Origin of the sequence: Paraburkholderia kururiensis, assembly GCF_034424375.1 — a bacterium.
In the GTDB taxonomy this organism is placed as follows: Bacteria; Pseudomonadota; Gammaproteobacteria; order Burkholderiales; family Burkholderiaceae; genus Paraburkholderia; species Paraburkholderia kururiensis_A.
On sequence record NZ_CP139965.1, the window covers coordinates 5,501,118 to 5,525,362 of the forward strand.

Below are 24,245 nucleotides of genomic sequence, written 5' to 3' on the forward strand. Positions count from 1 at the left end.
TCGTTTCGGACGCCGCACTGCCTGACGGCAGATTCAGGCCGGCTTGCCCCAGCTGTCGCGCAGCCCGACGATGCGGTTGAACACCGGATTGCCCGGTTTCGAGTCCACGCGGTCGGCCACGAAATAGCCGTGCCGTTCGAACTGGTAGCGGTCTTCGGGCATCGCGTCGCGCGCACCTGGTTCCAGATAGGCCTGCACCACGCGCTTCGAGTCCGGGTTCAGCGCTTCGAGGAAGTCGCGGCCGCCTGCATCGGGCTGCGGTTCCTTGAAGAGGCGGTCGTAGAGACGCACTTCCGCCGGGCAGGCCTGCGCCGCGCTCACCCAGTGGATGTTGCCCTTCACCTTGTAGTTGTTCGCGCCTTCGGTGCCCGAGCGGCTGTCCGGGAAGTAGGTGCAATGCACCGCCACGACGTTGCCGTCCGCGTCCTTCTCCGCGCCCGTGCACTCCACCACATAGCCGTAGCGCAGCCGCACCTTGTTGCCGGGGAAGAGGCGGAAGTAGCCCTTCGGCGGCGTTTCCGTGAAGTCCTCGCGTTCGATCCACAGTTCGCGCGAAATCGGGAACGTGCGCAGGCCCCGTTCCGGATGGTGCGGATGCACCGGCGCGCTGCATTCCTCGGTCACGCCTTCGGGGAAGTTGTCGATGACGAGCTTCACCGGGTCCAGCACGGCCACCGTGCGCGGCGCCTTGTCGTCGAGGTCGTCGCGTAGCGCGCCTTCGAACACGCTCATGTCGATCCACGAGTCCACCTTCGTCACGCCGATGCGATCGCAGAAGAGCTGGATGCCCTCGGGCGTGAAGCCGCGGCGGCGCAGGCCGACGATGGTGGGCATGCGCGGGTCGTCCCAGCCTTCCACGTGGCCCTCGGTCACGAGTTGCAGCAGCTTGCGCTTGCTCGTGATGGCGTACGTGAGGTTGAGCCGCGAAAACTCGATTTGCTGCGGCAGCGGACGCGTGAAGACGCCGGCGTCGGCCAGTTCGTTGAGCACCCAGTCGTAGAGCGGCCGGTGGTCTTCGAATTCGAGCGTGCACAGCGAATGCGTGATGTTTTCGAGCGCGTCCGAAATGCAGTGCGTGTAGTCGTACATCGGGTACACACACCACGTGTCGCCGGTACGGTAGTGATGCGCGAAGCGGATGCGGTAGATCACCGGGTCGCGCATGTTGATGTTGGGCGACGCCATGTCGATCTTCGCGCGCAGCACGTGCTCGCCCTCGGCGAACTCGCCCGCCTTCATGCGGCGGAACAGGCCGAGGTTCTCTTCCGGCGTGCGGTCACGGTACGGCGAAGGCTTGCCGGGCTCGGTGAGCGAGCCGCGGGTCGCGCGCATTTCTTCGGCGCTCTGGCTGTCCACGTAGGCCTTGCCGCGCTCGATCAGCAGTTCGGCGAAGGCGTACAGCTTGTCGTAGTAGTCGCTCGCGTAGTAGAGATGGTCCTTGCCGTCTTGCTTCCAGTCGAAGCCGAGCCACTTCACGGCGTCGATGATCGACTCGACGTACTCGACGCTTTCCTTTTCCGGATTCGTGTCGTCGAAGCGCAGATGGCACACGCCGCCGTAGCTGCGCGCCGTGCCGAAATTGAGGCAAATGCTTTTCGCGTGGCCGATGTGCAGGTAGCCGTTCGGCTCCGGCGGGAACCGCGTTTCCACCCGCGAGCCCCACTTGCCCGAGCGATTGTCCTCGTCGATGATGTTGCGGATGAAGTTGGACGCGGGCGCGTCGGTCCGGTCGGCGTGGTCTGCTGGCTTGCGTTCGGTGGGTTTGCGTTCGTTGTTCATGCGAGAGTAGGGATATCGTTCGAGGGCGCGCGGTGCGTCCGCAATTCTGTTAATTCTACCTGACGAGGCCCGCTCCGGCAGCCGCCGCGCGGCGTGGCGCGGGGCGCCGCAGCCTTGTCGCGAGCCTGCGAGGAACACGAAAGCGATGATCGACCACACGGTATTGACGCTGCCCGGCTACCTGAACTCCGGCCCCGGCCACTGGCAGACGCGCTGGGAAGCGCTGCACGGCGGGCATGGGCCTGCGGTGGTCGCAACCTCGGGCGCGCGTCCCGGCAATTTCGCTTTCACCCGTGTGCAGATGGCCGATTGGGATCATCCGGTGCGCGAGGCGTGGTGCCGCACGCTCGACGCGGCCGTGGCCGCCGCCGAAGGGCCCGTGCTGCTGGCCGCGCACAGCATGGGGTGCCTCACCGTGGCGTTCTGGGCCACGCAGTACGCCACGCCCGAACATGCAGCGAAGGTGGCGGGCGCGCTGCTCGTGGCCGTGCCGGACCCCGCAGGCGCTGCGTTTCCGCGCGACGCGGCCGGCTTTTCGCCCGTGCCGCTCGAAACGCTGCCGTTTCCCACCACCGTCGTGGCGAGCAGCGACGACCCGTACGGCAGCCTCGCGTTCTCCGAGTCGTGCGCGCGGGCGTGGGGCAGCCGCTGGTTCGACGTCGGCGCACGCGGGCACATCAATGCCGACAGCGGTCTCGGCGACTGGGAGCAGGGGCTCGCGTGGCTCGCCGAGCTGGCGCGCGAGCCACGCGTGGAGGAAGGGCGCTGAAGGCGCTTGAGCGGCCCGGGGCGCCGAACCTAAATCGCCGACTTCGCCCGCAACGCCGCGATGGCGTCTTCGCCGTAGCCGAGCACGTCGCGCAGCACTTCGTCCGTGTGCTCGCCGAGGGTGGGCGGATGGCTCGCCACCCGCGGCGGCGTCTTCGTCATCTTGATGGGATTGGCGACGAGCTTCGCCGTGGCGCCCGACGGATGCGGCACGTCCACCTGCATCCCGCGGGCCACCACCTGCTCGTTGGCGAACACCTCGGCCAGATCGTTGATCGGCCCGCACGGCACGCCGGCCGCTTCGAGTGCCGCGATCCATTCGTGCTTCGTCTTCAGGCGCACCATCTCGGCGAGCATGGGCACGAGCGTGTCGCGGTTGCGCACGCGGGCCGGGTTGGTGGCGAAGCGCTCGTCGTCGGCCAGTTCCGCGCGGCTGCCCACCTCCACGAACTTGCGGAACTGGCCGTCGTTGCCCACTGCGACGATGATCCAGCTGTCGCTCGTCTGGAACGTCTGGTACGGCACGATGTTCGCGTGCGCATTGCCCCAGCGCACGGGCGGCTTGCCGCTTGCCAGGTAGTTCGCGTTCATGTTCGCGAGCATGGCGACCTGCACGTCGAGCAGCGCCATGTCGATGTACTGGCCTTCGCCCGTGCGGTCGCGGTGCGCAAGCGCCGTGAGCACGGCGATGGTCGCGTACATGCCGGTCATGAGGTCCGCAATCGCCACGCCGGCCTTTTGCGGGCCGCCGCCCGGCAGGCTGTCGCGCTCGCCCGTGATGCTCATGAAGCCGCCCATGCCCTGCACGATGAAGTCGTAGCCGGCCCGCGACGCGTACGGCCCGGTCTGGCCGAAGCCCGTCACGGAGCAGTAGACGATGTCGGGCTTCACGGCGGCGAGCGATGCGTAGTCGAGCCCGTACTTCTTCAGTTGTCCGGCCTTGTAGTTTTCCAGCACCACGTCGCTTTGCGCGGCGAGTTCGCGCACGATGCGCTGGCCCTCGGGCGTGGCGATGTCCACCGTGACCGACCGCTTGTTGCGGTTCGCCGCGAGGTAGTAGGCGGCTTCGCGCGTGTCGGCGCCGTCCGGCGTCTTCAGGTACGGCGGACCCCAATGGCGCGTGTCGTCGCCGGCGCCGGGGCGCTCGATCTTGATCACGTCGGCGCCGAAGTCGGCGAGTGTCTGTGCACACCAGGGACCGGCCAGCACGCGGGTGAGGTCCAGCACCCGGATATGACTGAGAGCGCCCATCATGTCTTGCGTGTCTCCTCTTGTGGCTGCCTGCAATGCCGCCCATCTTAAGCGATTCCCGCCCGCGGCCCTGTCCGGGAGGGCCTCGCGGCCTCGCGTGGCGGGCGTGATCCCGTATAATCGACCGTCTGGAAAGCAAATGGCTGGCGCGTCTGCGGTTTTGACCGGTACGCGCCGGATTTAAAGCAGAGACCGCCCCACCACGCCATGAAAGCAGCCGATATCCGCGAGAAATTCCTCAAGTTCTTCGAATCGAAGGGCCACACGATCGTGCGCTCGTCGAGCCTTGTGCCCGCCAACGACCCGACGCTGCTCTTCACCAATTCGGGGATGGTGCAGTTCAAGGACGTGTTCCTCGGCACCGACAAGCGGCCGTACTCGCGCGCCACCACGGCGCAGCGCAGCGTGCGCGCGGGCGGCAAGCACAACGACCTCGAAAACGTGGGCTACACCGCTCGCCACCACACGTTCTTCGAGATGCTCGGCAACTTCTCGTTCGGCGACTACTTCAAGCGCGACGCGATCCACTACGCGTGGGAGCTGCTCACCACGGTCTACCAGTTGCCGAAGGACAAGCTCTGGGTCACCGTCTACAAGGAAGACGACGAGGCCTACGACATCTGGGCGAAGGAAGTGGGCGTGCCTGCCGAGCGCATCATCCGCATCGGCGACAACAAGGGTGCGCGCTACGCGTCGGACAACTTCTGGCAGATGGCCGACACCGGCCCGTGCGGCCCGTGCTCGGAGATCTTCTACGACCACGGCCCGGACGTGTGGGGCGGCCCGCCGGGGTCGCCCGAAGAAGACGGCGACCGCTACATCGAAATCTGGAACCTCGTGTTCATGCAGTTCAACCGCGACGCGCAGGGCAACATGACGCCGCTGCCGAAGCCCTGCGTGGACACCGGCATGGGCCTCGAACGTATCGCTGCCGTGCTCCAGCACGTGCACAGCAACTACGAGATCGACCTGTTCCAGGCGCTGATCGCGGCCGCCGGCCGTGAAACCGGCATGACCGACCTCACGAACAACTCGCTCAAGGTGATTGCGGACCACATCCGCGCGTGCTCGTTCCTGATCGTCGACGGCGTGATTCCGGGCAACGAAGGCCGCGGCTACGTGCTGCGCCGGATCGTGCGCCGCGCCATCCGCCACGGCTACAAGCTGGGCCGCAAGCAGGCGTTCTTCCACAAGCTCGTGGGCGACCTCGTCGCGCAGATGGGCGGCGCGTATCCCGAGCTCAAGGAAAACGAGGCGCGCGTCACCGACGTGCTGCGCCAGGAGGAAGAGCGCTTCTTCGAGACCATCGAGCACGGCATGTCGATCCTCGATGGCGCGCTCGCCGAACTCGAAGCCGCAGGCGGCAAGACGCTCGACGGCGAACTCGCGTTCAAGCTGCACGACACCTACGGTTTCCCGCTGGATCTCACGGCGGACGTGTGCCGCGAGCGCGGCGTGAGCGTGGACGAAGCCGCCTTCGACGAAGCCATGACGCGTCAGCGCGAGCAGGCTCGCGCGGCCGGCAAGTTCCGCATGGCGCAAGGCCTCGAATACTCGGGTGCGAAGACCACGTTCCACGGCTACGAAGAGATCGTCTTCGACGACGCGAAGGTGGTCGCGCTCTACGTGGACGGCGCCTCGGTGAACGCAGTGACGAAGGGCCAGCACGCCGTGGTGGTGCTCGACCACACGCCGTTCTACGCCGAGTCGGGCGGCCAGGTGGGCGACCAGGGCGTGCTCGGCAACGCGAGCGTGCGCTTTGCCGTGAGCGATACGCAGAAGGTGCAGGCCGACGTGATCGGTCATCACGGTCTGCTCGAGCAGGGCACGCTCAAGGTGGGCGACGTGGTGAAGGCCGAGATCGACGCCGTGCGCCGTGCCCGCACGGCCCGCAACCACTCGGCCACCCACCTCATGCACAAGGCGCTGCGCGAAGTGCTGGGCGCGCACGTGCAGCAGAAGGGCTCGCTCGTGGACGCGGAGAAAACGCGCTTCGACTTCGCCCACAACGCGCCCATGACGGACGACGAAATCCGCCGCGTGGAAGACATCGTGAACGCCGAGGTGCTCGCGAACGCGCCCGGCGTGGTGCAGGTGATGCCCTACGACGAAGCCGTGAAGGGCGGGGCGATGGCGCTCTTCGGCGAGAAGTACGGCGACGAAGTGCGCGTGCTCGACCTCGGCTTCTCGCGCGAACTCTGCGGCGGCACGCACGTGCATCGCACGGGCGACATCGGCCTCTTCAAGATCGTGGTGGAAGGCGGCGTGGCGGCGGGCATCCGTCGCGTGGAAGCCATCACCGGCGACAACGCGGTGCGCTACGTGCAGGAACTCGACGCGCGCATCAATGCGGCTGCCGCGGCGCTCAAGGCGCAGCCGGCCGAACTCACGCAGCGCATCTCGCAGGTGCAGGACCAGGTGAAGTCGCTCGAGAAGGAACTGGCGGCGCTCAAGTCGAAGCTCGCGTCGAGCCAGGGCGACGAGCTGGCCGGCCAGGCCGTCGATGTGGCCGGCGTGCAGGTGCTCGCCGCGACGCTGGAAGGCGCGGACGTGAAGACGCTGCGCGAGACCGTCGACAAGCTCAAGGACAAGCTGAAGAGCGCGGCCATCGTGCTGGCGTCTGTGGAAGGCGGCAAGGTGAGCCTGATTGCGGGCGTCACGGCCGAGGCCAGCAAGAAGGTGAAGGCCGGCGAACTCGTCAACTTCGTGGCCCAGCAGGTGGGCGGCAAGGGCGGCGGCCGGCCCGACATGGCGCAGGCCGGCGGCACCGATCCGACCAACCTGCCTGCGGCGCTGGCGGGCGTGAAGGGTTGGATCGAGGCACAGCTTTAATCGCACGTGGCGGGCTACGGTAATGGCCCGATGAAATGAAAGCGCCGTCGCGGCGCAGCAGAGGGTAAGAGGGTAAAAGACAAGCGGGCCGCTCCTTAAGAAAAGGGAGCGGCCCGTTTCGTTTGTGGCGCGCGGCGTGGGGCACAACGAGAGCGGCGTGGCGGCCCAAGGCGGCCTTCCCGGGACGAATCTCAACCGAACCTCGCCCCACGCCGACGCCGCCCCACGACCGCCGCAATCGCACACTAAAATGGACGCTTTCCATCGCGCCGCCCGTCCTCCCGCCCCATGACCGACTACCGCTTCTGCCCCCGCTGCGCCACGCCGCTCGTCGAGCGAACCGATCCGGAACACGAGGGCGGCCGCGTGCGCCAGACCTGTCCGGACGAGGCCTGCGGCTATGTGCACTGGAACAATCCGCTGCCCGTGGTCGCTGCGATCGTCGAGTACGAAGGGCGCGTGCTGCTCGCGCGCAATGCCGCCTGGCCCGAGGGCACCTTCGCGCTCATCACGGGCTTTCTCGAAAACGGCGAAACGCCCGAAGAAGGTATTGCCCGCGAGGTGCGCGAGGAAACGGCCCTGCACGCGCAGAGCGTGGAACTGGTCGGCGTCTACGAGTTCATCCGCAAGAACGAACTGATCATCGCGTATCACGTGAAGGCGCATGGCACCATCGCGCTGTCGCCCGAACTTCTGGAGTATCGGCTCGTGGAGCCCGCGAAGCTGCGGCCGTGGCTGGCGGGCACGGGCCAGGCGCTCGCCGAATGGATGCGGCGACGCGGCCTGCCGTTCGAGTTCGTCGAGCGGCCGGGCCAATGACGGCGGCAGCCGCCTGTAGCGACGTACCAGCACCCCGTAACAACCGGGCAGTAGCGGCACATTCGTACCGGTAACGACGAAGCGGCACCCGGCAAGCCGCAGCCGTGGGCGGCGGCCCACAAGACGAAGCGGCCCGCGCACGACGCAGGCGACCCAACCAGGAGACATGGCATGGCGTACATCTACTACCTGACTCACATCCATCTCGGCTACGACGCGCTCGAACAGCTTCCGTCCGAATGCACGCGGGCCGGCATCACGCGACCGCTCGTCGTGACGGACAAAGGCGTCGCGGCCGCGGGTCTTGCCCAGCGTGCGGTGGATGCGCTCGGCCAGGGCGCATTGCCCGTGTTCGACGACACGCCCTCGAACCCCACGGAGGCCATGGTGCGGGCCGCGGCGGCGCGCTATCGCGAGGCGGGCTGTGACGGGCTTGTCGCCGTGGGCGGCGGGTCGTCCATCGATCTGGCGAAGGGCGTGGCCATTGCGGCGACGCACCCGGGGCCGCTCGCCACCTACGCCACCATCGAAGGCGGCAGCAACCGCATCACGAGCACAGCCGCGCCGCTCATCGCCGTGCCCACCACGGCGGGCACGGGCAGCGAGGTGGCGCGCGGCGCCATCATCATCCTCGACGACGGGCGCAAGCTCGGCTTTCACTCGTGGCACCTGCTGCCGAAGGCCGCGATCTGCGACCCCGGCCTCACGCTCGGTCTGCCGCCCATGCTGACGGCGGCCACGGGCATGGACGCCATCGCGCACTGCATCGAGACCTTCCTTGCGTCCGCCTTCAACCCGCCCGCCGACGGCATCGCGCTCGACGGACTCGAACGCGCGTGGGCGAACATCGAGCGCGCCACCCGCGACGGCAGCGACCGCGACGCGCGCCTCAACATGATGAGCGCGTCGATGCAGGGCGCCATGGCGTTCCAGAAGGGCCTCGGCTGCGTGCATTCGCTCTCGCATCCGCTCGGCGGCGTGAAGGTGGGCGGCCGCACGTCGCTGCATCACGGCACGCTCAATGCCGTCGTGCTGCCCGCCGTGCTGCGCTTCAACGCGAGCGCCGAAAGCGTGGTGGCCAACCGCCGCTACGAGCGCATGCGCCGCGTGATGGGGCTCGCGCCCGACGCCGATCTGGCCGACGCGCTGCACGACATGACCGCACGGCTCGGCCTGCCCACCGGCCTCGCGCAGATGGGCGTGGACCCGAGCGTATTCGACCACGTGATCGAAGGCGCGCTCGCCGACCATTGCCACAAGACCAATCCGCGCGAAGCCAGCGCGGACGACTACCGGCGCATGCTGCACGAGTCGCTCTAAACCACGAAGGGACGCAAACCACCATGAGGCCCACCGCGATCGTTCGCAGCGCCTACCGCCACTTCCTGCCCATCACCACACGCTGGATGGACAACGACGTCTACGGTCACGTGAACAACGTCGTCTACTACAGCTATTTCGACACGGTGGTGAACGAGTACCTGATCCGCGCGGGCGCGCTCGATGTGGAACACGGCGCGACGATCGGCCTCGTGGTGGAAACGCAGTGCAACTACTTCTCGCCGCTCGTGTTTCCGGAGCGCGTGGATGCCGGACTGCGTGTGGCGCGGCTCGGATCGTCGAGCGTGCGCTACGAGGTGGGACTCTTTCGCGAAGGCGAGTCGCAGCCCGCGGCGCAGGGGCACTTCGTGCACGTCTATGTGGAACGCGCCACGCGGCGGCCGGTGGCCGCGTTGCCGGACGCGTTGCACGCCGCGCTCGCGCCGCTCGTCGTGGCCCCTCACGACGCGGGCGCTTGCGCTCAGGGCAACGACCAGGACCGGGCGGCGGACTAAGCCGTGCAGACCCTGGCAATCCAGACGCTGGACGGTCTCAGCTACGGCCTCTTGCTGTTCATGCTCTCCGCGGGACTCACGCTGATCTTCAGCATGCTCGGCGTGCTCAACTTCGCGCATGCGAGCTTCTACATGCTGGGCGCGTACGTGGGCTTTTCGCTGGCATCGCGTATCGGCTTCGGCTGGGCGCTCGTGCTCGCGCCGCTCGCCGTGGGCGCCACGGGCGCGGCGCTCGAGCGCTGGCTGTTGCGGCGCGTGCGGCCCGGCGGCGCGTTGAACGAGTTGCTGCTCACCTTCGGCGCGGCCTACGTGATCGGCGAACTCGTCAAGCTCGTGTGGGGACTCGAGCCGCTGAGCGCAACGGTGCCGGCCGTGCTCGACGGTCCGCTGTTCACGCTCGACGGCGTCGCCTTTCCGCGCTACCGCGCCTTCATGATGGCCGTGGCGCTCGCCATGCTCGCGCTGCTTGCCGCGGTGCTGCGCGTGTCGAAGACGGGGCTCGTGGTGCGCGCGGCGCTCACGCATCCGCAGATGGTGGAAGCACTCGGCCACGACGTGCCGCGCGTTTTCACGTGGGTGTTCGGCGTGGGCACGGGGCTCGCGGCACTGGCCGGTGTGGTGGGCGCGCCGCTCTTCGTGATCGAGCCTGCGATGGCGCAGTCCGTGGGCTCCATCGTGTTCGTCGTCGTGGTGGCGGGCGGGCTCGGTTCGCTTGCGGGGGCGCTGGTGGCCTCGCTTGCGGTGGGCTGCCTGGAGACGTTCGCGGCGGCGAGCAACGTGTCGTTCGGCGATCTGGCCGAACGCCTGGCTCGCCTCGGCCACATCGGCCGGCTTGCCGATGCGCTGCCGCCCGCCTGGAGCGCGCTCACCGTCGCGCAGATCGCGCCGCTGCTGCCCTACGTGCTGCTCGTGGCGATGCTTGCGCTGCGTCCGCGCGGACTCTTCGGGCAGCGTGGCGACGATGCGTAAAGCTCATGCGTTTACGTGGGCGCGCCTGTGGCCGCGCGCGGCGCCCTGGTGCGCGTTGATTGCGTGGCTCGCCGTGCCGCCGTCGGTCTCTGCGCTGCTGTCGCCGCCATACTTCGTTCCGGCCGGATGGCTGCTCTCGTACCTCGCGCAAACGGCCACGCTCGTCGTGCTCGCGCTCTCGTACAACCTGCTGCTCGGCGAGACCGGTCTGCTCTCGTTCGGCCATGCCGCCTGCTCGGGGCTTGGCGCGTTGACGGCCGCGCACGTGTTCAACCGTTTCGGCGTCGCATTGCCGCTTCTGCCGTTCATTGGCGGCCTGGGCGGCGCGGCGGTGGGCGTGCTGTTCGGCGCCGTGGCCACGCGGCGCGCGGGCACCGCGTTCGCCATGATCACGCTCGGGCTCGGCGAACTCGTCGCGGCGGCGGCCTGGACGCTGCCGCACTGGTTCGGCGGCGAGGCGGGCGTGACCATCGACCGTACGAGCGGTCCGGCCTGGGGCGGCTGGACCTTCGGCCCGGCGCATCAGGCGTACGCGCTGATCGCCGGGTGGTGCGTGCTGGCGAGCGTCGCGATGTTCGCGCTCTCGCGCACGCCGCTCGTGCGGCTTGCCAATGCCGTGCGCGACAACCCCGTGCGTGCGGCCGCAATCGGTTGTGCGCCAGCGCGCATCCGTTACGCGATGATCGTGCTCGCGTCGTTCTTCGCGGGCGTGGCGGGCACGCTCGCGCTCGTGAACGTGGAGCTCGTGTCGCCCGAGAGCGTGGGCATGCTGCCCTCGGCCGCGATGCTGATCGCGACGGTCACGGGCGGTCCCGCGTGGTTCTTCGGGCCGGCGGTCGGTGCCGTCGTGCTGGTGTTTTTCAGCGTGGCGGTGGCGAGCGTGACGCGCGCGTGGCTGCTCTACGTGGGCCTGTACTTCATGGCCGTGATGATGGTGTCGCCAGGCGGCCTCGCGGGCTTCATTGCGCGGCAGCGGCGTGTCGTCGCGGGATACGGCGGGCGGCGTTGCGCGCGTGCCTATGCGTGGAGCGCGGGCGGCGCGATTGCGTGGGGCGTGGCGCTCGTGCTCGCGGTGCAGTGGGCTTATGCCGCGCGATTTGGTGACCTCTCGGGCGGTGGCGGTGCCGACGCCGCGTTGCCGTTCGTGGGCGCTGTGCCGCGCGACGCGGCCAGTGCCTCGCGTTTCGCGATGGGTCTGATCGCGCTGGCGACGGCAGGCGGCGTGTGCGCGTGGCGCGCCGCGCGTGCGTGGTCGAAGCTCGGGACCAGCAACGGCAAGGGCAACGATAGCGCCGGCCCACGCACCGGAGACGAACCATGACTGCCGCGCTCATTCTGCGTGGCGTCGGAAAGCGCTTCGGCGACGTCAAGGTGCTGCGCGGCGTCGATCTCGTCGTCGAGGCCGGCGAGCGTCACGCGCTGATCGGCCCGAACGGCGCGGGCAAGTCCACGCTCTTCGACGTGATCACGGGCGCCGCGCGCGCGAGCGCGGGCCGCATCGAACTGAACGGCGCGGACATCGCGCGGCTCACGCCCGCGCGCGTGAATCACCTCGGCCTTGCTCGCAGTTTCCAGACCACCAGCGTGTTCGGACGGCTCTCCGTCTACGACAACCTGCGTTGTGCCGTGCTCGCCGCGCGGCGCGGCGGCGTGCGATGGTGGCATCGGTGGATGGACTCGACGCTTGTCGACGCGCGTGCCGATGAAGTGCTGCACGCCATCGGCCTTGCGGCGCAGCGCGACGTGCTCGCCGCGCGTCTAGGCTACGCGCAGCAGCGCGCGCTCGACCTCGGCCTCGCGCTCGCGAGCGACGCCCACATGCTGCTGCTCGACGAGCCCACGGCCGGCATGAACCGCGCCGAAGCCGCGCACGCCATCGAGCTGATCCGCGCGACGACGGCCGGCAAAACGCTGCTCATGATCGAGCACGACATGGACGCCGTGTTCGGACTCGCGGATCGCATCTCGGTGCTCGTGCAGGGCAAGGTCATCGCGACGGGCACGCCCGCGGAGATTCGCGCGCATGCCGCCGTGCGCGCCGCATACCTGGGCGAGGCATTCGCGTGATGGGCGCGCTGCTCGAGATTCGCGGACTACAAGCGTGGTACGGCGCAAGCCAGGTGCTGCACGGCGTCGACCTGCACGTGGAGGCAGGCGAAGTGCTCGCGCTTGCGGGACGCAACGGCTCGGGTCGTTCGACCCTCGCCAAAGCCGTGATGGGGATGGTGCGCACGCAAGGGCAGGTGCGGTTCGCGGGCCACGTGCTGGCGGGCCGGTGCACGTTCGAGATCGCGCGGCTCGGCATCGGTTACGTGCCCGAGCACCGAGACGTGTTCCCCACGCTCACGGTACGCGAGAACCTCGCGCTCGGCATCGCGCCGCGTTCACCGCGTTCGGGGCGTACGCCACGCTTCACGCTCGACGACGCCTACGCGCTCTTTCCGATTCTGCGCGAGCGTGCCGCGGCACGCGCAGGCGTGCTCTCGGGCGGCGAGCAGCAGATGCTCGCACTGGCTCGCGCACTGCTCGGGAATCCTGATCTTCTGATCGTCGACGAACCCACCGAAGGGCTCGCGGCCCAGGTGAGCGCAGTGGTGGGCGATTGCCTGCATACGTTGCGCGAACGCGGCGTCGCGGTGCTGCTGATCGAACAGCGGCTTGCGCTCGCGCGCCGGCTGGCGGACCGCATCGCGGTGATGGGGCACGGCGCCATCGTGTTCGAAGGGTCGTTGGACGCGTTCGCGCAACGCGACGACATCGTGCGCGATTGGCTCGGCGTGGGTTGAGCGTCGCGCGGGCAACATGGCGCCATTGCGGTGCAGCACGAAAACTGCGTCGTCGATCGATTCGAACGCTCAAAACAGGCGTTTGAATGTGGCCCCGGCCGTTGACGAAAAGCCCCTGCAGACGCGGCTTCGCGGCGCTTCTGAAGTCGCCGCGATCTGCGTTCGCGTTTGGTAACTCTCCTCGACGAATCTTGTCGGCAGCGCGGCGACAAAAAAAGACAATCGCTTGCAAAGACCCCGTTTCGGCGCGTCGTTCAGACGACCGCGCCGGACAACGAGGGCAAGGAGGACGACGGCGCCGCCGCGTGGCACGACACGACAGGAAGCGGCTGCGCCGTTCCCAGGGAGGAGGCGAACACCATGCAAGACACGACCAGCTCGGCCGAGGTTCAGCACGAAGCGTGCGCTAAATTGCACGCCAAATCGCACGCCAAAGCGCAGCCCGAAAAACCTCGATCACGCACCGTGCACGCAAAGCGCGGCGCGCGCGCTTTCGCGTCCGCGGTGGCGTGCGCCATCGCATTGCTTGGCACGGCCGCGTGGCTCACCGGCTGCGCTGATGCCGGTTCGGCCGAGCGTCCAACGCTCGAAGTCGCGAAGGCGCGCGAGCTGGGCGAAGATCAACGCGTGCTTGCGCGCGTGCCGTCCGTGGGCCCTTTGGCGTTGCAGCGCACGCGCGCACTCACGCTGCGCGACTCGGGCGTCGACGGGTCGCTCATGTTTGCGCGCGACGTGGACTTTCGCGTTACCGGCGACATCGGCTTCATGATCCACGACATGAGCGCCACGCTCACTCCCGTCAAGCGAGGCGAACCCGTCGTGTTCGACGACCCGACGAGCGTCGTCATCGCCGTCCATCGCGGCGACGTCACGCTCAACGCGGACCGCCTCACCGCGATCTTCAACCGCTATCTGTTCCAGTACCAGGGCTCGCCCTTGCGCAACATGCGCGTGGTGCCGCAACAGGGCACGCTGCGCATCACGGGGCAGATGTGGCGCGACGGTTGGGTGCCGATCGCGCTGACAGGCACGCTCGCCATGCGCCATGCCGACGAACTCGTGTTCCATGCCCAGCACGTCGAGGTGGCGGGCGCGAGCGCCGATCATCTGATGCAGGCGGCCCACGTAAAGATGGCCGACCTGTTGAAGGTCGAGACGCCGATTGCGCGCCTCGAAGGCGACGACGTCGTGATGCAGGTCGCGAAGCTCACGCCGCCGCCCGCGCTGCGCATGACGATCACGCACATCGACGTGACGCCCGAGGGCGTGCGCTTCACGCTGGACGACCCTACCAACGCGATACAGCAGGCCATCGTATGGCCCGAGTCGATGCCGGCGCGCGGGCTGCGCATCGTGGGCGGCGACGTGAAGTTCATGCGTTCGATGCCGATGAACATCGACATGACCATCGAACCCGTGAATCCCGCCGCGCCGTTCGTGCTGGACCTGTACCACTATCGCGAGCAGCTCGCCGCGGGCTGGCTCACGTTCAGCGAGGCGGGCGCGCTCGACGTGCGGCTCGCGTCGTGGCCGGTTGTGAACGGTGCCGCGCAGGCAATGCAGTCTGCGCCGATGCAGATCGGCAGCGCCGCGGCCCGATACAACGACAGCTTCATCCGCATGCAGCAGGCGTCGCTCGCTGAAGCGCGCGCGCAGTGGCGCTTCGTGCCGGCGGCGTTGCGCGACGCGAGCGCGCAGACGGCATCGGCTGCTACGTCGGGTCTGTCCACTGTGTCAATGTCCCCGGATGCGCCGTCAGGCACCCCCACGGCGCAACCGGCCGACGACGAACGCCGCTCGCCAGGCCCGGCGCCGTTCATTCATGCGGAGAACGTGGACTTCTACGTGACCGGTCGCATCGGCTTTCACGTGCGCTCGCTCGACGCACAACTGGTGGCGAAGCAGCCCGGCCAGCCCGTCAATCTGGACGATCCGACGCAATACGACATCCGTATTCTGGGCGGCGAAGTGGTGGAGCCGTGGCCCGCAATGTCGGCGCTCTTCAACGACTATCTGCTCGACTACACGCCGCGCTCGCTCAACGACCTCGCGCTCACGCCGCAAGGCAACGCGTTGCGCGTGACGGGCGGCATCAAGCTCTGGAATCACTTTCCGGGCGTGTGGCTGCCCACGACGATGAGCGGCACGATCCGCGTGCTCGACGAGCGGCATCTCGCCTACGCGCCACAGAGCGTGACGGTGCTCGGCGTGCCGCAGGCGGGCTTGCTGCGCGCGCTCGACATTCCGCTCTCGTCGCTGACGCCGTTCGCGCGCAAAGGCGTGGCGCTGCGCGGCAACGAACTCGTGTTCGATCAGTACACCGTGTTCCCGCCGCCCGTGTTGCGCGGTCATCTGGAGAGCGCGACGGTGACGCAGGAGGGCCTCGTGCTCAAGTTTCGCGCCGAGCCGCATGCGCCCGTCATCCACGCGCCGGCGTCGGCGGGATCGAGCTACATCTGGATAGAAGCCGGGGACGTGAAGATGTTCGATTCGCTCGTCGTGAACGGGCGCACGCTGATCCACGACTCGCGCGCGAACGGTCCGCTGCATTTCGACATGTACGCGTACCGGCGCGATGTGGCGAAGGGCACCGTGAAAATGGCGCTGGACGGCAGCCTCGACGTGGACCTCAGGCCGCATGCAGGGGCACAGATGGCCGCGCCGCAGGCGACGGGGCCGTCGGCCTCGCTCGCTGCGGACAAGTGAGGCCGGTCATGAGGCGAATGAAGCGAACGAAGCTGGCTCGAAGCCGGCGAAGCCGCGCTGAATGCACCGAACGCGCCGCACGCCGCGCCGTTCGACGCACCGCGTGCGGCGCCATGCATCATGCCGCGGCTTTCTTCGCCTCGACGTCGGGCAACAAGACGGTGAGCACGCCGAGCAGCGGCAGGAACGAGCACACCTTGTAGACGTAGGCAATGCTCGTGGCGTCCGCGAGCTGGCCGAGCACGGCCGCGCCGATGCCGCCCAGCCCGAACGCGAAACCGAAGAAGAGCCCCGCCACCATCCCCACCTTGCCGGGGATGAGTTCCTGCGCGTAGACCAGAATTGCCGAGAACGCCGAGGCGAGCACCACGCCGATCACCACTGTCAGCACGCCGGTCCAGAACAGGTTCGCGTAGGGCAGCAGCAGCGTGAACGGCGCCACGCCGAGTATCGATACCCAGATCACGTATTTGCGCCCGATGCGGTCGCCCACCGGTCCGCCGATGATCGTGCCCGCCGCCACGGCCGCGAGAAACACGAACAGATGCACCTGCGCGGCCTGCACGGGCAGATGGAAGCGGTCGATCAGATAGAACGTGAAGTAGCTGTTGATGCTCGCGAGGTAGAAGTACTTCGAGAACACGAGCAGCACGAGCACGCCCATCGCGGCCGCCACGCGTCCGCGCGAAAGCGTGGCGTGCGGCCGTTCGGCGCGCGTCTTTTTGGTGGCCGGATGCTGGCGATACCAGCGGCCGATCTGCGTGAGCACGACGATCGCGACGAGCGCCGCCACCGAAAACCACGCGATGCTGCGCTGCCCGTGCGGAATCACGATGGCCGCCGCAAGCAGTGGTCCGAGCGAAGTGCCCGCGTTGCCGCCCACCTGGAACAGCGACTGCGCGAGCCCGTGCCGTCCGCCCGACGCCATGCGCGCTACGCGCGACGACTCGGGATGAAACACCGACGAGCCGCAGCCCACCAGCGCCGCCGCGACGAGCAGCACGCCGAAGTTCGGCGCCACCGACATCAGCAGCAGCCCGCTCAGCGTGAAGCCCATGCCGATGGGCAGCGACCACGGCTGCGGCCGCCGGTCGGTATAGATGCCGACGAGCGGCTGCAGCATCGACGCCGTGATCTGATAGGTCAGCGTGATCAGGCCGATCTGCGTGAACGAGAGTGCGAAATTCGCCTTCAGCATCGGATAGATGGCGAGAATCAACGACTGGATCATGTCGTTGAGCAGATGCGAAAAGCTGATTGCGCCCAGCACGGAATAAACGGTGCGCTGGGCTTTCGCGGGCAGCGAGGCTGCTGTGGTTGACGCAGGCGAAGCGGTGCGGGCGGCGGCAGCGGCGCCTTTATCGAAACTCGTATCCATTTTTTATTCGCGGAAGTGTCCATGCATCGCGGCGTGCGGCCGCCCAAAGCGGGCGGTCCCGATGTGACGCCAAATTGCATGGAATAAATAGATTTATTCGACTTGTTTTGACGCAGTGTAATGTGTCCTGCGCGCATTGTGCGGACAACCTTTGTCGCAATCAGGACATCGATGCGTTGCGCTTCGCCTCCTCGCCGCATGCGAATTTATTTCCGATTTTTTTCACGGCACGCAAGCGTAGGCTTTTCGCACTTTCCTGAAAGGGGCCTGTCATGGACGGACTTTCCGCTGTGAGGTCGGCAGGGGCGCGCGCTGAGGGCAACACAGGCAATACGGGCAGTGCGGCGTCCGGCAAATCGCTCAAGATCGACGCCATCCGTTTTCTCGCGGCCACGTGGGTCATGCTGTACCACTTCGGCCCCCCGCCTTTCAAAGAGATTTTCAAGGCCATGCTGCCGCCTGCGCTCGCGCCCGTGGGCGGCGCGCTGTGGTCGGGTTCGGTCGTGCTGTTCGCGGGGCCGGCGGCCGTGATCGTGTTCTTCGTGATCTCGGGCTACTGCATTCACCACGCCTGGCATCGCGACGCGGTGCTCAAGCCCGTCAACTATTTTGCCTCGCGCTACGTGCGCATCGGCTTGCCGCTGGCGGTGGCCGTGCTCGTCTGTCAGCCTCTGCCGGGGGCGGGCAATCTGCTGCAGTCGGTGCTGTGGTCGCTCTACTGCGAAATCGTTTATTACACGCTCTATCCGCTGCTGCGCAGCTATTTCCGCTACGCGGGGGAGATGATCGTCGGCATCGCGCTCGCGGGCGCCGCGATGGTGTGGTACGTCCATACGCACACGCACATCGTGTGTGAGCACTGCGTCTACGAGACGTATGGCGTGGCCGGCACGTCGCTCCTATATCTGCCGGGCTGGCTGCTGGGCTGCCTCGTCGCCGAGATCCAGCAGACGGGTTTGACGAGAGCGGGCGAGCGTGGCGCCGCGTCTGCGCGCTCGTCCATGTCCCCCTTTACCGCGCGCTTTGCCGGTACGCTGCGCGTCGTCGCGCAGGCGCTTTCGACGCAACTCGTCGTGACGCGCATCGCCGTCGTGACGGCCGCGTCGCTGACCTTCGTGCTGGCCTCCACGTCGCGCATCAAGCCGGCGTTCCTGCCGTTCATCGGGCCCGACATCACGCTGCCCGTTTTCCAGCTCGTTGCGACCGCATGGCTTGCCGCCGAACTGGCGCGGCCTTCGCGTAGTCGCTTCTGGCATCGCGTGGGTGCACTGGGCGCGTGGTCTTACAGCCTCTATCTCTGCCATAAGCTCGCGCAGGCGATTCTCGGCGTGACGGGCAGTCCGCCGGGCGTGGTGGCCGCATGGTTCGCGACGGTGGTGATCGCGCTCGCCGTGAGCTACGCGTTCTACCTCGCGGTGGAGCGGCCCTCGCACCGGCTCGCGCATCGGCTACGCAAGTTTGCGCAGCGTGCGCCCACGCGACCTGCTGTCTGATGGCCCACGGGTGTGACGAACGCGTGAAAACCCCCTGAAAACAAGTGCCGGGAGTCGTCTGGCAACTACGTCGCATCCGCGCGACGGATTTTCATGACAAATGCGAAGCTGCCGCCGCTGCGCGTTTTTGGCCGTGTATAAAGCCGCACGGACGTGCGCCCACGAAGCGCGCGTCACGACGGGGTCGGGTCGACACGGGCGGCGCAACGCTAAAGAAAAAGGCGCCGTTGCCGTAGACCCGGAGGATAAGCGCGTGTGCGGGTGCGATCCGGCCCGCGGCGCGCGGCCAAAGTAGCGGGGAAGACACTATGAAAGCAGTTTCGGGGACCAGCGGCGCCATCGGATTCGTACCACGGCACGAACCGGCGGCACCCCGGTCGGGCCAGCCTGCGGGCACGGCCGGATCACGCCGCCTCGCGCGGCTGTCGGTCAAGGCGACGCTGCGGCTCGCCTTTGCCCTCCTGTTGATCGGCACGCTCGCCATCGGCATATTCGCGCTCACGCAGATCAGCCGGCTCAACGCATCGGCGCAATCCATCTATGACCAGGGCCACGTGGCCAGCCGCGCCGCGGAAGAAGTGCGCGGCTACATGCTGCGTGCGAGCCGCGCCCAGAAGATGCTGCTCACCGCGACCACGGCGAAGGAGCGCGACGAACTGGGCGCCGACATCGAAAGCGGGCTCGCCGCGCTCAACACGCAGCTCGCCACGCTGAAGCAATATTCCGATGCTTCGTCTGATGCAAAAGACGCCCAGCTGGAGCGCAAGTTCTCTGCGGCGGTGGCCACCTGGAGCGGCCACCTGCATGACTTCGTGACGCTCGTGAAGGCGCAGCCGCTCGACCTCTCGCAGATGAACTGGCAGGTGGGCACGCAGGACGTGTCGCTGCTCGTGGAAACGGGCAAGCTCGAAAAGCTCGTCGACGAACTCGTCGCCCAGCGCGGCACGGCGGCGAAGGCCACCATCGAGGCGTCCGCGTTCATCTTCCGTTCGTCGTTCGTGATGATCGCGGCGATGACCGTGGGGCTGATCGTGCTCGCGTTCCTCGTGAGCGAGTGGGTGGTGCGGCGGCTCGCGCGTCAGCTGGGCGGCGAGCCGGCCTACGCGAAAGAGATCGCGGCGCGCATCGCCGCGGGCGAGCTGGGTTATCCCGTGAAGGTGGACCGGCGCGATTCGTCGAGCGTGCTGTTCGCGTTGCGCGACATGCAGAAGGGGCTCGCTTCCACGGTGAGCGAGATCGCGGCGAGCGCCGAGGCCATTGCGGCGGCGTCGAGCGAAATCTCGATGGGCAACCTCGATCTCTCGCAGCGCACGGAGCAACAGGCCACGGCGCTGGAGCGCACGGCGACCAGCATGGAGCAGCTCACGTCCACGGTGCGCCAGAATGCCGACAACGCAAAGCAGGCCAGCACGCTGGCGGCCAACGCGTCGGAGATCGCGGAAAAGGGCGGCGAAGTGGTGGGCCGCGTGGTCGCGACGATGGGCGAGATCAACGACAGCGCGAAGAGCATCGCGGACATCATCGGCGTGATCGAAGGCATCGCGTTCCAGACCAACATTCTGGCGCTCAACGCGGCCGTTGAAGCGGCGCGCGCGGGCGAGGAAGGGCGCGGCTTTTCGGTGGTGGCGGGCGAGGTGCGCAACCTCGCGCAGCGCAGCGCGGCTGCGGCGAAGGAAATCAAGACGCTCATCAGCGCATCCGTGGATCGCGTGAGCAACGGCTCGGCGCTCGCGCAGGACGCGGGCCAAACCATGGACGAGGTCGTGAAGGCCGTGAAGCGGGTGACCGACATCATGGGCGAAATCTCGGCGGCCTCGGCGGAACAGAGCGCCGGCATCGAAGAAGTGAACCACGCGGTCACGCAGATGGACGCCGGCACGCAGCAGAACGCGGCGCTCGTGGAAGAGGCCACGGCGGCGGCCCAGTCGCTCGACGATCAGGCGAAGGCGCTCAAGCGGATGGTCGGCAAGTTCCAGCTGGCGGGTTGAGGCGGCTCGATGGCGGGATGGCGCGCCGGGCCGCGCGTCGAACCGCTTATCGCGACTTGTGGCTGAAGGGACCGTCGGCGTTGGCGTAGGGATTTGCTTCCTTGCGCCGGGCCGCCGTGTCGGGCCCCGACATGCCCATCTGTTCGCGCAGCGGCGCCGGCGTGGTCTTGCCGGGCTTCGCGCCGGGCTGGATGTCTTCCAGCCCGGCGGCCCACGTATCCAGCATGCCTTTTGCCACCTCGCGAAACGCGGGGTAGCGCTTCGCGCAGATCTCCACCTTCGGCGCCACCGCGTGCACCGCGGTCGTGATGCGCTCGCGTGCCTCGTCCATGTCCGCCTTGCTGAGCCCCAGCCGTGCGCCGCCGTACGTCGCCAGCATGCTGCCCGACGCCCACACCCGTTTGCCCTGCAACGTGAGCGCGGGCAGTTGCGTCGCGTACCTCGGGTAGACGGTGCCGCTCAGCACGTCGTAGACGGGCGCAAGCCGGACGTCGTCGACGCTCGTGTAGACGAGGGCGAAATTCTTCAGGTGCGCGTCGGCGTTGTGAATCGCGTAGTTGAGCAGGATCAGCGTGTAGAGGCGCCGTGCGTTGTCTTTGAGCGCGGCCCGCGGCACGTAGGTGTGCGTGAGTTTCGCGAGGTCTTCCAGCGACCCCTTGTACTTGTTCACGGCGTCGTTGGGTTTGAGCGCGCAGTAGTCCTCCACCGCGAGCATCCCGCCGTCGGCGTTGCGGTCGAAGCGGCGCACGGCGAGCACCTGGCCGTCGTCGGACAGGCGCGCTTCGGGCACCTCGAGACCGGCTTCGCGCGCCACTTCGAGGCACAGGTATTCGTTGATGGCGAGCCCCGGCAAGTCTTCGAATCCGGTCTTCAGGATGAACTCGTCGGTCCGGACAGTGGCTCTATCGTCGGGAAGGTCGGGAGGAGCGAGACGGTCAGGGCGGGCGAGCGCCTTGGGCATGACCCCCGAGACGCCTTCCGCAACGCCGCCTTCGAGCAGTTGCAAGAGGTTGTCGCGCGAATCGGCCGACGCCAGCAGCGGCGCCATATCCGCCTTGCTGGCCGCGCGTTCCGGCGTGACGCCTCGCGGCACCAGCTGAACGCGTCCGATGGTGTTCGCGCCCGTGAGCGCAAGCAGACCGAAATCGCTGACGTCGGCGTGCGGGCCGAGCCGTCGGATCATCAAATTCTTCTGGAAGCCTTCCGGCAGATTCATCTGGAAGAAAGGATGCAGCGTCTTCCAGCCATACGAGGCCGCGCGCACCGGCATGAGCAGCGAGACGAGGCTTGCCGGTGGAACGTCGGGCAGGTAGGTGAACACGTACTGGCCGGCTTCCTCCGCGAGCGTCCCCACTTGCCGGCCGTTTACATAGACGTCGAGGGTCGCGCCGCTCACGGTTTGCCCTCCGTGGTTTTCGGAGGCCGCGCGGCGCGGGTGCGCACGCGCTGGCGCGGCGGCGCGTCGTAGGTGACGGCGGCTTCCGTCAGCACGTCGTCGAGCGTGCGCTGATGGCCCGGTGGGCGCGCGATCAGTTCGAGCCCGACCGCGTCGAAGAGACTCAGCAACTTGACGGCGCCGATTTCGGGCAGCGTTCCCGTTTCGAACATGCTGATGCGGCCGCGGGCGACGCCGCTCATGTCGGCCACCTGTTGTTGCGTCAGGTTGGCCGCCATGCGCGCACGGCGGAAGGCTTCACCCAATTCTGCGAGGTTCATGTTCTGTATACGATGCGTTAAGGCGAAGATGTGCTTTAACGCATCGTATACGCGACGTTGGGTGGGTGCAAGTTTTGTCTTGTATGTTGAACATTAAGACGCGATTCGAGCTTAATGTCCAATAAAAGGTGCATATCGCGTCGCCTCATCGCCCCTTCAGCCAGGTCTTCCCTCCGCCAGCCCGACCGACCCCGCCTCCTGCGCTCAGCCGCCGCGCGCATCCCGCTCGATGATCCACTCGTGCGCCGGGTCGTTCTTGAAGTGCCACACGCGTTGCGGTCCCGCCATCACGTTGAGGTAGTACGAGTCGTAGCCGTAGGGCACCACCACCGGGTGATAACCGCGCGGCACCATCACGACGTCGTGATCCTCCACGGCCATGGATTCGTCGATGTCGCGCGAATCCGTGTACACGCGCTGGAACGCGAAGCCTTGCGGCGGATCGAGCCGGTGGTAGTACGTCTCTTCGAGCGAGCTTTCCACGGGTATGGCGTCCGTGTCGTGCTTGTGCGGCGGGTAACTGGACGCGTGGCCGGGCGGCGTGCGCACTTCCACCACGAGCAGCGATTCGGCCGGCTCCGTCTGCGGAAGGATGTCGCAAACGTACCGCGTATTGAGCCCCTTGCCGCGCGTGGAGCGCTTCATCTGCGCGGGCTCGATGAGCCGCGGCGGCAGCGTGCCCTTCGCGGGCGCGCTCGCCACGCCGATCTCTGCGTTACGCACGCCGCGCACCACGGCGCGCACGTTGGGCGGCAGATACACCGCATAAGGCGACTTGTCTTCGAACACGCTGTCGCGCGAACCCAGGTTCAGCCACTTCGTGTCGCCGGCCTCGATGTCCACCACACCACAGAGCACGACGATGCAGCTTTCCCGCGCGCTGTCGAACACGTGTACCACGTCGTTTTCACCGAGCCGGTAGGCGGCGAAACCGACATAGCGCCAGTCCGCCGATTCGGGCGTGACGCGCGCGATCGTCTGGCCTTCGCGCTCGGCCTTTACCAGCAGGGTCATGCGGCCTCCTTCGTTGCGTCGAGCGGCGCGTCCACGAGCGTACGCAGCGTGCGATAGCCTTTCTCCGCATACGAGTACGAGGGCGCCACCACCGGGTCCTGTTCCGCTTCCACCACGAGCCAGCCGCGATAGCCGTGGCGCTTGAGCCGATCGATCACGCTCGCGAAGTCGACGGCGCCGTCGCCGGGCACGGTGAAGGCGCCCGCCAGCACGGCATCGAGAAAGCTCCAGTTGCGGTTGCGCGCGAGCTTCACGACGGCAGGGCGCACGTCCTTGCAGTGCACGTGGCACACGCGGTCGATGTATTTGTCGAGCACCGCGATGGGGTCGCCGCCCGCGAACGTGATGTGCCCCGTGTCGAACAGCAGGCCCACGGCGTCGCTCGTGCGGGCCATGAGGTTGTCGACGTCGGCCGGCGTTTCCACGTACGCGCCCATGTGATGGTGATAGGCGACGCGCACGCCGTGCGAGAGCGTGTAGCGCGCGAAGGCATCGACACGTTCCGCGTAGGCGTCCCACTGCGCCGCGGAGAAAAAGCGCGGGCGCTGATAGAGCGGTTTCGGCGCGCCCTGGATGGTGTCGGCCACTTCGCCGTAGACCATCGCCGTGGCGCCGTTCTTCGCGAGCAGTTCGAGATGCGGGCCGACGGCCGCAATTTCCTCTTCCACGCTGCGCCGCGCGAGCTGCCCCGAGTACCAGCCGGAGACGAGCGCGAGGTCGTACTGCGCGAGCAATGCCTTCAAGGCCTGCGGTTCGCGCGGAAACTTGTTGCCGAGTTCGAACCCCTCGTAGCCGATGCGCCGCCCTTCGGTGAGCGCCACCTCGAGCGGCGTTTCGCCGCCGAGCGAGGGCAGGTCGTCGTTCATCCACGAGAGCGGGTTGATGCCGATGCGCACTTCAAACGAATTCAT

Annotated in this window: 19 protein-coding genes; 12 read left to right on the forward strand and 7 right to left on the reverse strand. The window is 67.5% G+C overall.

Annotation, left to right across the window (positions count from 1 at the left end):
- Positions 1–33 precede the first annotated feature (33 nt).
- On the reverse strand, positions 34–1,779 hold the full coding sequence (locus U0042_RS24690; RefSeq protein WP_114814749.1) for a glutamine--tRNA ligase/YqeY domain fusion protein: 1,746 nt from the start codon (positions 1,777–1,779) through the stop codon (positions 34–36).
- 145 nt (positions 1,780–1,924) lie between these two features.
- On the opposite strand from U0042_RS24690, the gene U0042_RS24695 reads away from it, so the two are divergent.
- A complete protein-coding gene (locus U0042_RS24695) occupies positions 1,925–2,548 on the forward strand; it encodes an RBBP9/YdeN family alpha/beta hydrolase (protein WP_114814750.1) in 624 nt (207 codons plus the stop codon).
- Between the two features lie 29 nt (positions 2,549–2,577).
- Here the strand turns inward: U0042_RS24695 and U0042_RS24700 are convergent, their stop codons facing one another.
- Entirely contained in the window at positions 2,578–3,798 is a 1,221-nt protein-coding gene (locus U0042_RS24700; RefSeq protein WP_114814784.1) for a CaiB/BaiF CoA transferase family protein, read from the reverse strand.
- A gap of 207 nt (positions 3,799–4,005) precedes the next feature.
- Here U0042_RS24700 and alaS point away from each other — a divergent pair, with 207 nt between their 5' ends.
- The 9 genes from alaS (at position 4,006) to U0042_RS24745 (ending at position 15,745) form a co-directional block, all read left to right on the forward strand.
- Positions 4,006–6,630: an alanine--tRNA ligase gene (alaS, locus tag U0042_RS24705; RefSeq protein WP_114814751.1), complete on the forward strand. Its 2,625-nt coding sequence runs from the start codon at positions 4,006–4,008 to the stop codon at positions 6,628–6,630.
- A gap of 288 nt (positions 6,631–6,918) precedes the next feature.
- Positions 6,919–7,449: an NUDIX domain-containing protein gene (locus tag U0042_RS24710; protein ID WP_017777711.1), complete on the forward strand. Its 531-nt coding sequence runs from the start codon at positions 6,919–6,921 to the stop codon at positions 7,447–7,449.
- A gap of 171 nt (positions 7,450–7,620) precedes the next feature.
- Entirely contained in the window at positions 7,621–8,769 is a 1,149-nt protein-coding gene (locus tag U0042_RS24715) for an iron-containing alcohol dehydrogenase (protein WP_114814752.1), read from the forward strand.
- A 23-nt stretch (positions 8,770–8,792) separates the two neighbouring features.
- Positions 8,793–9,284, forward strand: a complete 492-nt coding sequence (locus U0042_RS24720; RefSeq protein WP_114814753.1) for an acyl-CoA thioesterase — start codon at positions 8,793–8,795, stop codon at positions 9,282–9,284.
- A 60-nt stretch (positions 9,285–9,344) separates the two neighbouring features.
- Positions 9,345–10,253 carry a branched-chain amino acid ABC transporter permease gene (locus tag U0042_RS24725; protein WP_419150539.1) on the forward strand — a complete coding sequence of 303 codons (909 nt, stop codon included), beginning with the start codon at positions 9,345–9,347 and terminating at the stop codon, positions 10,251–10,253.
- Positions 10,246–11,574, forward strand: coding sequence for a branched-chain amino acid ABC transporter permease (locus tag U0042_RS24730; RefSeq protein WP_114814785.1), 1,329 nt, complete (start codon positions 10,246–10,248; stop codon positions 11,572–11,574). Before U0042_RS24725 ends, U0042_RS24730 begins: the two co-directional genes overlap by 8 nt.
- Positions 11,571–12,320, forward strand: coding sequence for an ABC transporter ATP-binding protein (locus tag U0042_RS24735; RefSeq protein WP_114814755.1), 750 nt, complete (start codon positions 11,571–11,573; stop codon positions 12,318–12,320). Before U0042_RS24730 ends, U0042_RS24735 begins: the two co-directional genes overlap by 4 nt.
- Positions 12,320–13,039: an ABC transporter ATP-binding protein gene (locus tag U0042_RS24740; protein WP_114814756.1), complete on the forward strand. Its 720-nt coding sequence runs from the start codon at positions 12,320–12,322 to the stop codon at positions 13,037–13,039. Before U0042_RS24735 ends, U0042_RS24740 begins: the two co-directional genes overlap by 1 nt.
- Positions 13,040–13,399: 360 nt before the next feature.
- Entirely contained in the window at positions 13,400–15,745 is a 2,346-nt protein-coding gene (locus U0042_RS24745; protein ID WP_114814757.1) for a hypothetical protein, read from the forward strand.
- A gap of 118 nt (positions 15,746–15,863) precedes the next feature.
- On the opposite strand, the gene U0042_RS24750 is transcribed toward U0042_RS24745, so the two are convergent.
- Positions 15,864–17,123, reverse strand: a complete 1,260-nt coding sequence (locus U0042_RS24750; protein ID WP_114814758.1) for an MFS transporter — start codon at positions 17,121–17,123, stop codon at positions 15,864–15,866.
- Positions 17,124–17,395: 272 nt separating this feature from the next.
- Here U0042_RS24750 and U0042_RS24755 point away from each other — a divergent pair, with 272 nt between their 5' ends.
- Together U0042_RS24755 and U0042_RS24760 are read left to right on the forward strand one after the other, a co-directional pair.
- Entirely contained in the window at positions 17,396–18,616 is a 1,221-nt protein-coding gene (locus tag U0042_RS24755; protein ID WP_114814759.1) for an acyltransferase family protein, read from the forward strand.
- 308 nt (positions 18,617–18,924) lie between these two features.
- The gene (locus U0042_RS24760) at positions 18,925–20,604 is read left to right on the forward strand and encodes a methyl-accepting chemotaxis protein (RefSeq protein WP_114814760.1); all 1,680 of its coding nucleotides are present in this window, start codon (positions 18,925–18,927) and stop codon (positions 20,602–20,604) included.
- A gap of 46 nt (positions 20,605–20,650) precedes the next feature.
- On the opposite strand, the gene U0042_RS24765 is transcribed toward U0042_RS24760, so the two are convergent.
- The 4 genes from U0042_RS24765 to iolE all read right to left on the reverse strand — a co-directional run bounded on the left by U0042_RS24765 (position 20,651) and on the right by iolE (position 24,245).
- Positions 20,651–22,000, reverse strand: coding sequence for a type II toxin-antitoxin system HipA family toxin (locus U0042_RS24765; protein WP_114814761.1), 1,350 nt, complete (start codon positions 21,998–22,000; stop codon positions 20,651–20,653).
- Positions 21,997–22,320: a helix-turn-helix domain-containing protein gene (locus tag U0042_RS24770; protein WP_114814762.1), complete on the reverse strand. Its 324-nt coding sequence runs from the start codon at positions 22,318–22,320 to the stop codon at positions 21,997–21,999. The genes U0042_RS24765 and U0042_RS24770 overlap by 4 nt, the downstream gene beginning before the upstream one ends.
- Positions 22,321–22,524: 204 nt before the next feature.
- Complete coding sequence (gene iolB / locus U0042_RS24775) at positions 22,525–23,334, reverse strand: 5-deoxy-glucuronate isomerase (RefSeq protein ID WP_114814763.1); 810 nt, start codon at positions 23,332–23,334, stop codon at positions 22,525–22,527.
- The gene (gene iolE / locus U0042_RS24780; protein ID WP_114814764.1) at positions 23,331–24,245 is read right to left on the reverse strand and encodes a myo-inosose-2 dehydratase; all 915 of its coding nucleotides are present in this window, start codon (positions 24,243–24,245) and stop codon (positions 23,331–23,333) included. The genes iolB and iolE overlap by 4 nt, the downstream gene beginning before the upstream one ends.

Bases quoted from the DNA above. Each gene is read 5' to 3' on its own strand.
- U0042_RS24690 (WP_114814749.1), bottom strand. From the start codon at position 1,779: ATGAACAACGAACGCAAACCCACCGAACGCAAGCCAGCAGACCACGCC.
- U0042_RS24695 (WP_114814750.1), top strand. From the start codon at position 1,925: ATGATCGACCACACGGTATTGACGCTGCCCGGCTACCTGAACTCCGGC.
- U0042_RS24700 (WP_114814784.1), bottom strand. From the start codon at position 3,798: ATGGGCGCTCTCAGTCATATCCGGGTGCTGGACCTCACCCGCGTGCTG.
- alaS (WP_114814751.1), top strand. From the start codon at position 4,006: ATGAAAGCAGCCGATATCCGCGAGAAATTCCTCAAGTTCTTCGAATCG.
- U0042_RS24710 (WP_017777711.1), top strand. From the start codon at position 6,919: ATGACCGACTACCGCTTCTGCCCCCGCTGCGCCACGCCGCTCGTCGAG.
- U0042_RS24715 (WP_114814752.1), top strand. From the start codon at position 7,621: ATGGCGTACATCTACTACCTGACTCACATCCATCTCGGCTACGACGCG.
- U0042_RS24720 (WP_114814753.1), top strand. From the start codon at position 8,793: ATGAGGCCCACCGCGATCGTTCGCAGCGCCTACCGCCACTTCCTGCCC.
- U0042_RS24725 (WP_419150539.1), top strand. From the start codon at position 9,345: ATGCTCTCCGCGGGACTCACGCTGATCTTCAGCATGCTCGGCGTGCTC.
- U0042_RS24730 (WP_114814785.1), top strand. From the start codon at position 10,246: ATGCGTAAAGCTCATGCGTTTACGTGGGCGCGCCTGTGGCCGCGCGCG.
- U0042_RS24735 (WP_114814755.1), top strand. From the start codon at position 11,571: ATGACTGCCGCGCTCATTCTGCGTGGCGTCGGAAAGCGCTTCGGCGAC.
- U0042_RS24740 (WP_114814756.1), top strand. From the start codon at position 12,320: ATGGGCGCGCTGCTCGAGATTCGCGGACTACAAGCGTGGTACGGCGCA.
- U0042_RS24745 (WP_114814757.1), top strand. From the start codon at position 13,400: ATGCAAGACACGACCAGCTCGGCCGAGGTTCAGCACGAAGCGTGCGCT.
- U0042_RS24750 (WP_114814758.1), bottom strand. From the start codon at position 17,123: ATGGATACGAGTTTCGATAAAGGCGCCGCTGCCGCCGCCCGCACCGCT.
- U0042_RS24755 (WP_114814759.1), top strand. From the start codon at position 17,396: ATGGACGGACTTTCCGCTGTGAGGTCGGCAGGGGCGCGCGCTGAGGGC.
- U0042_RS24760 (WP_114814760.1), top strand. From the start codon at position 18,925: ATGAAAGCAGTTTCGGGGACCAGCGGCGCCATCGGATTCGTACCACGG.
- U0042_RS24770 (WP_114814762.1), bottom strand. From the start codon at position 22,320: ATGAACCTCGCAGAATTGGGTGAAGCCTTCCGCCGTGCGCGCATGGCG.
- iolB (WP_114814763.1), bottom strand. From the start codon at position 23,334: ATGACCCTGCTGGTAAAGGCCGAGCGCGAAGGCCAGACGATCGCGCGC.
- iolE (WP_114814764.1), bottom strand. From the start codon at position 24,245: ATGAATTCGTTTGAAGTGCGCATCGGCATCAACCCGCTCTCGTGGATG.